Source organism: Streptomyces sp. NPDC107471 (assembly GCF_055582845.1).
Map to the genome: position 1 here is coordinate 74,047 of NZ_JBVJPC010000001.1, position 10,608 is coordinate 84,654.

A 10,608-nucleotide genomic window follows, 5' to 3' on the forward strand; every position below is an offset into this window, starting at 1 on the left:
TTACACTGATCCTGTGACTGCCTCGAACTTCTGGTCCATCTATCAGCACGGGTTCGCACGCGTCGCCGCCTGCACGGGGCACACCGTCATCGCGGACCCGCCCGCCAACGCCGAAGCAGTGCTGCGCCAGGCGCGCCGGTGCGATGCGGAAGGGGTCGCCCTCGCCGTCTTCCCGGAGCTCGGGCTGTGCGGCTACTCCATCGAGGACCTGCTCCTCCAGGACGCCCTGCTCGACGAGGTCGAGACCGCGCTCGCGGACGTGGTCACCGGGACGGCCGACCTGCTCCCGGTGCTGGTCGTCGGCGCCCCGCTGCGCCACCGCAACCGGGTCTACAACTGCGCGGTGATCGTGCACCGCGGCCGGGTCCTCGGTGTGGTGCCCAAGTCGTACCCGCCCAACTACCGCGAGTTCTACGAGCGTCGGCAGATCGGCGACGGCGCCGACGAGCGCGGCGGGTCGATCCGGGTCGGCGGGGCGAGCGTGCCGTTCGGTGTGGACCTGCTCTTCGAGGCCGCCGACGTCCCCGGTCTCGTGCTGCACGCCGAGATCTGCGAGGACATGTGGGTGCCGGTGCCGCCCAGCGCGGAGGCCGCCCTCGCCGGCGCGACCGTCCTGGTCAACCTCTCCGGCAGCCCCATCACGGTCGGCCGGGCCGAGGACCGCAAACTGCTGTGCCGCTCGGCGTCCTCGCGCTGCCTCGCCGCGTACGTCTACGCGGCGGCCGGACTCGGCGAGTCGACGACCGACCTGTCCTGGGACGGCCAGGCCATGGTTTACGAGAACGGCGTGCTGCTGGCCGAGACCGAGCGGTTCCCGCAGAGCGACGCGTACGCGGTGGCCGACGTCGACCTGGACCTGCTGCGGCAGGAGCGGATGCGGATGGGCACGTTCGACGAGAACCGGCGCACCCATCAGGAGCGCACCGGTGACTTCCGGACGGTGTCCTTCGAACTCGACCCGCCCGCCGGCGACCTGGGCCTCAGGCGCCGGCTGGAGCGCTTCCCGTTCGTGCCGGCCGACGCCGGGCGGCTCGCCCAGGACTGCTACGAGGCCTACAACATCCAGGTCGCCGGGCTCCAGCAGCGGCTCGCGGCGATCGGCGGCCCGAAGGTGGTCATCGGGGTGTCCGGCGGCCTCGACTCCACGCACGCGCTGATCGTGGCCGCCCGTGCGATGGACCGCGCCGGGCGACCGCGCAGCGACATCCTGGCCTGGACCCTGCCCGGCTTCGCCACCAGCGACCACACCAAGGACAACGCCCACAAGCTGATGCGGGCCCTCGGCGTCACCGCGGCCGAGCTGGACATCACCCCGACCGCGCGGCTGATGCTGCGGGAGATGGACCACCCCTTCGCCTCCGGCGAGCCGGTGTACGACGTCACCTTCGAGAACGTCCAGGCGGGACTGCGCACCGACTACCTGTTCCGGCTGGCCAACCAGCGCGGCGGCATCGTGCTCGGCACCGGTGACCTCTCCGAGCTGGCGCTCGGCTGGTCCACGTACGGCGTGGGCGACCAGATGAGCCACTACAACGTCAACTCGGGCGTGCCGAAGACGCTGATGCAGCATCTGATCCGCTGGGTCGTCAGCAGTGGGCAGTTCGACGAGGAGACCGGCCGCATCCTCACCGCGATCCTCGACACCGAGATCAGCCCGGAGCTCGTACCGGGCGAGGAGATGCAGTCCACCGAGTCGAAGATCGGCCCGTACGCGCTGCACGACTTCACGCTCTTCCACGTCCTGCGGTACGGCTTCCGGCCCTCGAAGATCGCCTTCCTGGCCTGGCACGCCTGGCATGACGACAAGACCGGCGACTGGCCGCCGAACTTCCCGGAGGCCAAGCGCGTGACGTACGACCTGCCGGAGATCCGCCGCTGGCTGGAGGTCTTCTGCAAGCGCTTCTTCGCGTTCGCCCAGTTCAAGCGCTCGGCCATGCCGAACGGCCCGAAGGTCTCGGCGGGCGGCTCCCTCTCGCCCCGCGGCGACTGGCGGGCCCCCTCGGACAGCTCGGCACGGGCATGGCTGCGGGATCTGGAGCGGTTCGACTAGGCGGTGCGGGGGGGGCGGCCCCCGGGGGGTCAGCCGTAGGTCCGGACCGGCGCGCCGGAGGTGCGACCCGGGACGGAGGGCGCCCCGCCGACGGGGGAAGATCGGCGGGGCGCTTGGTGCCGCAGTGGCTCTGAAGGGCCGTGGGCCCTAGTGGACGGAGTGCTCGTCCAGCGGGAACGTCCCGCCGACGACGTCCTCCGCGAAGGCCTTCACGGCACTGCCCATGACCTCGCGCAGGTCGGCGTACTGCTTCACGAACTTCGGGACCCGCCCGCCGGTGAGGCCGAGCATGTCGGTCCAGACGAGCACCTGCGCGTCGGTCTCCGGACCCGCGCCGATACCGACGGTCGGGATGTGCAGCACCCGGGTGACCTCGGCCGCGAGCTCCGCCGGGACCAGCTCCAGGACGACCGCGAACGCGCCCGCGTCCTGGACGGCCTTGGCGTCCCGCAGCAACTGCTGGGCCGCCTCCTCGCCGCGGCCCTGGACGCGGTAGCCCATGGCGTTGACCGACTGGGGGGTCAGGCCGATGTGGGCCATGACCGGGATGCCGGACTCGACGAGGAGCCTGATCTGCTCGTGGGAGCGCTCGCCGCCCTCCAGCTTGACCGCGCCGACGCCCGCCTCCTTGACCAGCCGGGTCGCCGAGCGCAGTGCCTGCACCGGGCCCTCCTGGTACGAGCCGAAGGGCAGGTCGCCGACGATCAGGGCGCGCGAGGTGCCCCGTACGACGGCCGCCGACAGCATGGTCATCTCGTCCATGGTGACGGGCACGGTGGTCTCGTACCCGAGATGGCAGTTGCCCGCCGAGTCGCCGACCAGCAGCACCGGGATGCCGGCCTCGTCGAAGACGGAGGCGGTCGTCGCGTCGTAGGCGGTGAGCATGGGCCACTTCTCGCCGCGTTCCTTGGCGAGGGCGATGTCCCGGACAGTGATGCGGCGGGTGCCCTTCCCCCCGTACAGCGCCTTGCTGCCGTCGGAGGGCTTGGTGTGGGCAGCCGAAAGCTGCGTCATTGCAACGGCTCCTTACGTCATCTCGAGGCGCCCTCACGGCGTCCCCGGATCACCTCCATGGTGGCACCTCGTGCCAGTCAGGGCCAGGGGTGGTCGGTGTGACCGTTCCGGCACCCCTGCGGCACGTAAGGTCTCGGTAAAGACTTACGATACGAGACGGTTCCGTATCGTAATGGGGCTACGCTCGGACGCATGACTACCGCAGCCCCTGACTCCCGGGTACCGGAGGCGGTGCACCGGCGCCGCTGGGCGATCCTCGGCGTACTGATGCTGAGCCTGCTGATCGTTGTGCTCGACAACTCGATCCTGAACGTCGCGATCAAGACGATCTCGACTCCCGCGCCGACCGGCCTGGGCGCCACCCAGAGCGAGCTGGAGTGGGCGATCAACGCCTACACCCTGGTCTTCGCCGGTCTCCTGTTCACCGCGGGCCTGCTCGGCGACCGGCTCGGCCGCAAGAAGGTGCTGCTGGGCGGCCTGTTCGTGTTCGGCGCCGGTTCCGCGCTCGCCGCGTTCTCCGGGTCGCCGGACCAGCTCATCGCCTTCCGCGCGCTGATGGGCCTCGGTGCGGCGTTCGTCATGCCGGCCACGCTCGCCGTCCTGATGAACGTCTTCGAGCGCGAGGAGCAGCCCAAGGCCATCGGGATCTGGGCGGGCGGCGTCGGACTCGCCATCGCCATCGGACCGATCACCGGCGGTGTGCTCCTCGACCACTTCTGGTGGGGCTCGGTCTTCCTCATCAACGTGCCCATCGTGGTGCTCGCGCTCGCGCTGATGCTGTGGCTGGTGCCCGACTCCCGCGACCCGAACCCGGGCCGGATCGACCCCGTCGGCGTGGTGCTGTCGGTCATCGGACTGGTCCTGCTCGTCTACGGCATCATCAAGGGCGGCCAGCTCGCCGACTTCACGGACGCCACCGTGCTGGCCACCATCGGTGCCGGACTCGCCGTGCTCGTCGCGTTCGTGGTGTTCGAGAAGCGCAGCGACCACCCGTCGATCGATGTCACCTACTTCAAGAACAAGGTCTTCTCGGCCGCGATCGGCGCCATAGGGCTGGTCTTCTTCGCGCTGATGGGCGTGACGTTCTTCTCCGTCTTCTACACCCAGAGCGTGCGCGGCTACTCGCCGTTGCAGACCGGTCTGCTGATGCTGCCGCTGGCCGCCGCGCAGCTCATCTTCGCGCCGCGCGCCCGGCTGGTCGTCGACCGCTTCGGCAACCGGGCGACGACCACGGGAGGCATGCTGCTGATCGCCGCGATGCTGATGGCGTTCGCCGTGCTGGACGCGGACACGCCGATCTGGCTGCTCGAGGTGATCTTCTTCCTGATGGGCACCGGCATGGCGCACATCATGACGCCGACCAGCGTGGTCATCATGCAGGCCCTGCCGCGCGAGAAGGCCGGCTCCGCGTCCGCCCTCAGCAACACCTTCCGCCAGGTCGGCGGCGCGCTCGGCATCGCCGTCCTCGGCTCGGTCCTGTCCACGGCCTACCGCAACGGCATCGAGTCGCACCTCGGCGCGGTTCCGGCGGGCGTACGGCACACCGCGGGCGAGTCCATCGAGGCCACGCTCGGCGTCGCCGAGAAGCTCGGCCCGCGCGGCGAGGCCCTGGTCGGCCCGGCCAACGACGCCTTCCTGCACGCGATGCACGTGACCGCGCTGTGCGGAGCGGGTGTGGCCGTGATCGGCGCCGTCGTGGTGGCCCTCTTCCTGCCGGGCCGCCCGACGGAACGTCAGCCGGGCGAGGAGGAACAGGAACTGGTTCCCGCGGGCGAGTGAGCCGGCGGGGCGGTGTCCGGCCGTCACCGGCCGGACACCGCCCTGCCGTCCCGCCGTGGAGCAGGGATAATCACCTCATCGCACAGAGAGGACCAAGCGACGTGAGCGGCCTCGCGGAGAGTCAGTCCAGGCACACGGGGACCGTTCGGGGGCGGCCCCGCAGTGAGGCCGTGGAGCGGTCCATCATCGAGGCCGTCATCAAGCTGCTGGAGGACGGCGTACCGCTCGCCGAGCTGTCCATCGAGCGCATCGCCCGGACCGCGGGCGTCGGCAAGGCCACCATCTACCGCCGCTGGAACGGCAAGGAGGAGCTCTTCGTCGACGTCGTGCGCACCGCCGAGCCCCCGGACGCCGAACTGCCCGGCACCTCGATGCGCGACGATCTCGTGGCGCTGCTCGAGCAGTTGCGGCAGCGCGGGCTGATGACCCGGTCCTCGGCGCTGCTGCACAGTGTGTTCGCCCAGATGAAGAGCAGTCCGAAGGTCTGGGACGCCTACGACACGCTCGTCGTCGCGCCCCGGCGCCGCCGGCAGGTCGCCATCCTGCGCCAGGGGCAGGCCAACGGCGAGATCCGCCCGGACATCGACGTCGAACTGGTCAACGACCTGTTCATCGGCCCCATGCTGTTCCGCACCGTCATGCGGCCCGACGCCGCCCTGCCGGAGGGCCTGTCCGAACAGATCGTCGACACCGTCCTCGAAGGCCTACGCCCCGTCAGTTCCTAGTGTGCGCGTTTCGTCACAGAGGGCGCTTTCACCACCCCGACGGGGAACCCGCGAAGGCGACTTGTACGTCATCGCCCCCGTACGGTCGTCATGGGACGACGAGAGGGAAGCCGATCATCCCCTAGGGTCGTACGGGGTGTTTGAGGCCCTGCGGCAGTGGGGCGAACGGTGTGCACGGCAGGTAGTGAGGCGACGGTATGGCGCAGCAGGCATACGTGACGGAGACGGCGGACGGCGGCTCGGGATCCGAGCGCCGCAGAGACCGGTTCCGGCGTCTGCTCGGCCGCCCGTTCTCCGGCTGGCGCGGTGACCGCGGGATCTGGCGCCGCGGGATCGTCCTGGCCGCCCTCGCGGTGGTCGTCGCCCTGGTGATGCTGCTGCACGCGCAGATCCCGAACGCCATCGGCAACCTCGGCAGTCTCACCGAGACCTTCCTGCCGTGGCTCGGCGTGTTGGTGCCGGTGCTGCTCCTGCTCGGTTTCCTGCGCAGGTCGGCGACCGCGCTGATCGCGGTGGTGCTCCCGGCGGCCGTGTGGCTGAACCTCTTCGGCGGGCTGCTCTCCGACAAGTCCGCCTCCGGCGGCGACCTCACGGTGGCCACCCACAACGTCAACGCCGACAACGCCGACCCGTCCGGCACCGCCCGGGACGTGGCCGCCTCCGGCGCGGACGTGGTCGCCCTGGAGGAGCTGACGGCGTCGGCGGTGCCGGTGTACGAGAAGGCGCTGGCGTCGACGTACCGGTACCACGCGGTCGAGGGCACCGTCGGGCTGTGGAGCAAGTACCCGGTGAGCGGTGTGCGGGCCGTCGACATCAAGCTGGGCTGGACCCGGGCCATGCGGGCCACGGTGGCCGCCCCGGACGGCCGGGTCGCGTTCTACGTGGCCCATCTGCCGTCCGTACGGGTGAAGATGGAGGCCGGGTTCACGGCCCGGCAGCGCGACAAGAGCGCCGACGCGCTGGGCGAGGCCATCGCGGACGAGCAGCTCCCCCGCAAGATCCTGCTCGGCGACCTCAACGGCACGATGAACGACCGGGCGCTGAACGCCGTCACCTCCCAGATGCGTTCCACCCAGGGCGCGGCGGGCAGCGGCTTCGGCTTCAGTTGGCCGGCGGCGTTCCCGATGGCACGGATCGACCAGATCATGGTGCAGGGCGTGGAGCCGGTGAGTTCGTGGACGCTGCCCGAGACCGGCAGCGACCATCTGCCGGTGGCGGCCCGGGTGGACCTCACCACCTCGTCGTAACCCGCGGCGGATCTTGGAATAGCGGGCCGGGGCACATTTGTTCCGTACTTGAACATACACTCGTACGGAACTCCGCTCTCCCCTGAAAGGCTCGGCACTCCATGCCCTTGGCCCTGCTCGCACTGGCCGTCGGCGCTTTTGGTCTCGGCACCACCGAATTCGTGATGATGGGCCTGCTGCCCGACGTCGCCGGTGACCTCGGAATCTCCATCCCGACCGCCGGGCACCTGGTCTCCGCGTACGCGCTGGGCGTGGTGATCGGCGCCCCGCTGCTCGCCGCGGTCACCGCCCGGATGTCCCGCCGTACGGTCCTCATCGGTCTGATGGGGCTGTTCGTGGCCGGCAACGCGCTCTCCGCCCTCGCCCCCGACGGGCACTGGCTGCTCGCGGCCCGTTTCCTGAGCGGGCTGCCGCACGGTGCCTTCTTCGGGGTGGGCGCGGTCGTCGCCACGAGCATGGTGGCGCCGGAACGCAAGGCCCGCTCGGTGTCGCTGATGTTCCTCGGCCTGACCCTCGCCAACATCGCGGGCGTGCCCGTGGCCACCCTCATGGGCCAGCACCTCGGCTGGCGCGCGACCTTCCTCGGCGTCAGCGCGATCGGCCTGGCGGCGATAGCCTCCCTGGCGCTGCTCATCCCGCACGACCGCACGCAGGCCGCCGCGGTGGGCCTGCGCCGCGAACTGGTCGCGCTGCGGTCGCTGCCCGTCTGGCTGGCGCTCGGCACCACGGTGGCGGGCTTCGGCGCGCTGTTCGCCGCGTACAGCTACATCACGCCGATGCTCACGGACGCGGCCGGTTACGGCGACTCCCGCGTGACACTGCTGCTCGCCCTGTTCGGCGTGGGCGCGACCGCCGGCAACCTGGTCGGCGGTCGGCTCGCCGACCACTCGCTGCGTGGCACCCTCTTCGGCGGCCTGACCTCGCTGGTCGTGGTCCTGGCCCTGTTCCCGCTGCTGATGTCGGCGCAGTGGAGCGCGGCCCTCGCGGTGGTCCTCCTGGGCACGGCGGCCTTCGTCACCGGCTCCCCGCTCCAGTTGATGGTCATGGAGAAGGCGTCCGCCGCCCCCTCCCTCGCCTCCTCCGCCAACCAGGCCGCCTTCAACCTGGCCAACGCCGGCGGCGCCTGGATCGGCGGCCTGGCCCTCGCCGCGGGTCTCGGCGTGACGTCCCCCGCGCTCACGGGCGCCGCCCTGGCCGTGCTCGGCCTCGGGGTCGCGGCGGTGGCGGCGGTCGTGGACCGGCGGCGCGTGGACGCACCGGCCGGCCGGGAGCGCGTGATCGCCTCGCACGTCCCGGAGCACGCGGAGGCCGCCCGCCACTGAGCGGCCGTACGACCCAGGGGGCGCCCGGTGATCACCGGGCGCCCCCTCTTGGCTCACCCCATCGTCTCCCGTGCCGCGTCCAGGAACGCCAGCCGGTTGGCCTCCAGGTGGTCCCGCACGCTCTCGCCCTCCGGCAGGCCCTCCCACACCGTCCGGTTGAGGTCGAGGAAGTGGGCGCGGGCCGCCCGGTGCACGGCGAGCGGGAACTGGACGCGGATGAGGCGCTCGGCCACCCACAGGCGGTTCATCACCTCGCTGGTCGTGAGGAACCAGGGGTCGGTGTGCTCGTGGTCGGCGGGGCGGGAGTAGGCGGCGCGTTCCGCCTCGGCGCTGACCTCGATGAAGCGCTCCAGCAGGGCCAGGCGTTCCGCGCGCCGGGCCTCCGACACCGCCATCCGCCGGCGCTGCTCCTCGGCGCGGTCCGCCGACTGCTGCGTCCTGTGCTGGACAACGTAGGAGAGCACGCCGCCCAGCGCGACACCGCCCAGCGATATCAGAGACACCCAGACCTGGCCCGACATGGGGGTCATCGTCCCACGTCGGCGGTCCGCGGCGGGTCTGTCGGTGATCCGCAGCCGTCTGTAGGCGGCCTGTCGGTGGTTTGTCGGCGGGGCCTGGCACCGTCCTCGGTATGACGCGAATCGACAAGAACCCCAAGGGCGGGGACACCGCCGTATCCGTGCGGGGTCTGGTCAAGCACTACGGCGAGACCAAGGCGCTGGACGGCGTCGACCTGGACGTGCGCGAGGGCACCGTGATGGGCGTGCTCGGGCCGAACGGAGCCGGGAAGACCACCCTCGTACGCATCCTGTCCACTCTGCTGGCCCCCGACGCCGGCCAGGCCACGGTCGCCGGCTACGACGTCGTGCGCCAGCCTCGGCAGCTCCGGCGGGTGATCGGGCTCACCGGGCAGTACGCCTCGGTGGACGAGAAGCTGCCCGGCTGGGAGAACCTGTACATGATCGGGCGGCTGCTCGACCTGCCCCGCAAGGAGGCCCGCTCCCGGGCCGACGAGCTGCTGGAGCGGTTCTCGCTGACGGACGCGGCCAAGCGCCCGGCGAGCACCTACTCGGGCGGTATGCGGCGGCGGCTCGACCTCGCCGCCTCGATGATCGGGCGCCCCCAGGTGCTCTTCCTCGACGAGCCCACCACCGGTCTCGACCCGCGCACCCGCAACGAGGTGTGGGACGAGGTCAAGCGGATGGTCGGGGACGGCGTGACCGTCCTGCTGACCACCCAGTACATGGAGGAGGCCGAGCAGCTCGCCTCCGAGCTGACCGTCGTGGACCACGGCAAGGTCATCGCCGACGGAGCCATCGAGGAGCTCAAGGCGAAGGTCGGCGGACGCTCGCTGCGGGTCCGGCCCGTGGACCCGCTCCAGCTCCGGCCGCTCGCCGGGTGGATCGACGAGCTCGGCATCACCGGGCTCGCCACCAGCACCGTGGACACCGAGAGCGGCACCGTCATCGTCCCGATCCTCAGCGACGAACAGCTCACCGCCGTGGTCGGCGCGGTCACCGCACGCGGGATCACCCTCTCCTCCATCACCACCGAACTGCCCAGCCTGGACGAGGTGTTCCTGTCGCTCACCGGCCACCGTGCCAGTGCCCCGCAGGACGCCGTCCCCACCGACACCCGCGAGGAGGTCGCCGTATGAGCGCCACCACCGTCGACGCCGACGCCCGGATCCCGCTGCGCGGGCACCTGCGGCACACCGGCGCCCTCGTCCGCCGCAATCTGCTGTGGATCCGTCAGGACCCGGAGTCGATGTTCGACGCCCTGCTGATGCCGGTCGTCTTCACCCTGCTGTTCGTGTACGTCTTCGGCGGCTCGATCGGACAGGCCCTGGGCGGCGGACAGGACGGATACGTCCAGTACGTCATCCCGGGCATGATCGCGATGATGAGCATGACCCTGTCGCAGGGCGTGGGCACCGGGTTCAGTCAGGACTTCAACTCCGGTGTCATGGACCGCTTCCGGTCCCTGCCCATCGGGCGCGGCTCGGTGCTGTTCGCGAAGATCTCGGTGGAACTGCTGCGGATGCTGTTCGCGACCACCGTGCTGATGATCGTCGCCGTCCTGGTCGGCTTCGACATCAACCACTGGGCCGGGCTGTTCGCGGCGGTCGGTCTGTCCGCCGTGTTCGCCTCCTCGATCATGTGGGTGTTCCTCACCCTGGGCGTGGTCCTGAAGAACGCGCAGTCCGTGCAGGCGATGGGCTTCCTGGTGCTGTTCCCGCTCCAGTTCGGCTCGTCGATCTTCGCTCCGACGAACTCCATGCCGGGTTGGCTCCAGCACTTCACCGACTACAACCCGCTGTCCGCGCTCGCCGACTCGGCCCGCGGACTGATGGTGGGCGGCCCGGTCGCGCACGACCTGTGGGTGACGCTCGGCTGGTCGGCGGCGATCACGGCGGTGGCGGCACCGTACGCCATCCACAAGTTCCGCACGAAGAGCTGAGCCCCGGCGTC

At 70.9% G+C, this 10,608-nt stretch carries 9 protein-coding genes; 7 read left to right on the plus strand and 2 right to left on the minus strand.

Features of this window, described 5'->3' with window-relative positions:
- Positions 1 to 13 precede the first annotated feature (13 nt).
- Positions 14 to 2,050, plus strand: coding sequence for an NAD(+) synthase (locus ACZ66S_RS00330; RefSeq protein ID WP_469898568.1), 2,037 nt, complete (start codon positions 14 to 16; stop codon positions 2,048 to 2,050).
- A gap of 147 nt (positions 2,051 to 2,197) precedes the next feature.
- On the opposite strand, the gene panB is transcribed toward ACZ66S_RS00330, so the two are convergent.
- Positions 2,198 to 3,064 carry a 3-methyl-2-oxobutanoate hydroxymethyltransferase gene (panB, locus tag ACZ66S_RS00335; RefSeq protein ID WP_469898569.1) on the minus strand — a complete coding sequence of 289 codons (867 nt, stop codon included), beginning with the start codon at positions 3,062 to 3,064 and terminating at the stop codon, positions 2,198 to 2,200.
- Positions 3,065 to 3,256: 192 nt separating this feature from the next.
- Between panB and ACZ66S_RS00340 the strand changes: the two genes are divergently transcribed.
- The 4 genes from ACZ66S_RS00340 (at position 3,257) to ACZ66S_RS00355 (ending at position 8,137) form a co-directional block, all read left to right on the plus strand.
- Positions 3,257 to 4,843: an MFS transporter gene (locus tag ACZ66S_RS00340; RefSeq protein WP_469898571.1), complete on the plus strand. Its 1,587-nt coding sequence runs from the start codon at positions 3,257 to 3,259 to the stop codon at positions 4,841 to 4,843.
- A 101-nt stretch (positions 4,844 to 4,944) separates the two neighbouring features.
- Positions 4,945 to 5,568 carry a TetR/AcrR family transcriptional regulator gene (locus ACZ66S_RS00345; protein WP_469898572.1) on the plus strand — a complete coding sequence of 208 codons (624 nt, stop codon included), beginning with the start codon at positions 4,945 to 4,947 and terminating at the stop codon, positions 5,566 to 5,568.
- A 197-nt stretch (positions 5,569 to 5,765) separates the two neighbouring features.
- On the plus strand, positions 5,766 to 6,815 hold the full coding sequence (locus tag ACZ66S_RS00350) for an endonuclease/exonuclease/phosphatase family protein (RefSeq protein ID WP_469898574.1): 1,050 nt from the start codon (positions 5,766 to 5,768) through the stop codon (positions 6,813 to 6,815).
- A 101-nt stretch (positions 6,816 to 6,916) separates the two neighbouring features.
- A complete protein-coding gene (locus ACZ66S_RS00355) occupies positions 6,917 to 8,137 on the plus strand; it encodes an MFS transporter (RefSeq protein WP_469898576.1) in 1,221 nt (406 codons plus the stop codon).
- Between the two features lie 53 nt (positions 8,138 to 8,190).
- Here ACZ66S_RS00355 and ACZ66S_RS00360 read toward each other — a convergent pair whose 3' ends face one another.
- Positions 8,191 to 8,667, minus strand: a complete 477-nt coding sequence (locus tag ACZ66S_RS00360) for a hypothetical protein (RefSeq protein WP_469898578.1) — start codon at positions 8,665 to 8,667, stop codon at positions 8,191 to 8,193.
- Between the two features lie 101 nt (positions 8,668 to 8,768).
- On the opposite strand from ACZ66S_RS00360, the gene ACZ66S_RS00365 reads away from it, so the two are divergent.
- Together ACZ66S_RS00365 and ACZ66S_RS00370 are read left to right on the plus strand one after the other, a co-directional pair.
- On the plus strand, positions 8,769 to 9,794 hold the full coding sequence (locus tag ACZ66S_RS00365) for an ATP-binding cassette domain-containing protein (protein ID WP_469898579.1): 1,026 nt from the start codon (positions 8,769 to 8,771) through the stop codon (positions 9,792 to 9,794).
- Positions 9,791 to 10,597 carry an ABC transporter permease gene (locus ACZ66S_RS00370; protein WP_469898581.1) on the plus strand — a complete coding sequence of 269 codons (807 nt, stop codon included), beginning with the start codon at positions 9,791 to 9,793 and terminating at the stop codon, positions 10,595 to 10,597. The genes ACZ66S_RS00365 and ACZ66S_RS00370 overlap by 4 nt, the downstream gene beginning before the upstream one ends.
- Positions 10,598 to 10,608: the final 11 nt, after the last annotated feature.

What these genes read in the sequence shown, in the direction of transcription:
- panB (WP_469898569.1), bottom strand. Translation starts at nt 3,064, where the DNA reads ATGACGCAGCTTTCGGCTGCCCACACCAAGCCCTCCGACGGCAGCAAG.
- ACZ66S_RS00340 (WP_469898571.1), top strand. Translation starts at nt 3,257, where the DNA reads ATGACTACCGCAGCCCCTGACTCCCGGGTACCGGAGGCGGTGCACCGG.
- ACZ66S_RS00350 (WP_469898574.1), top strand. Translation starts at nt 5,766, where the DNA reads ATGGCGCAGCAGGCATACGTGACGGAGACGGCGGACGGCGGCTCGGGA.
- ACZ66S_RS00355 (WP_469898576.1), top strand. Translation starts at nt 6,917, where the DNA reads ATGCCCTTGGCCCTGCTCGCACTGGCCGTCGGCGCTTTTGGTCTCGGC.
- ACZ66S_RS00360 (WP_469898578.1), bottom strand. Translation starts at nt 8,667, where the DNA reads ATGACCCCCATGTCGGGCCAGGTCTGGGTGTCTCTGATATCGCTGGGC.
- ACZ66S_RS00365 (WP_469898579.1), top strand. Translation starts at nt 8,769, where the DNA reads ATGACGCGAATCGACAAGAACCCCAAGGGCGGGGACACCGCCGTATCC.
- ACZ66S_RS00370 (WP_469898581.1), top strand. Translation starts at nt 9,791, where the DNA reads ATGAGCGCCACCACCGTCGACGCCGACGCCCGGATCCCGCTGCGCGGG.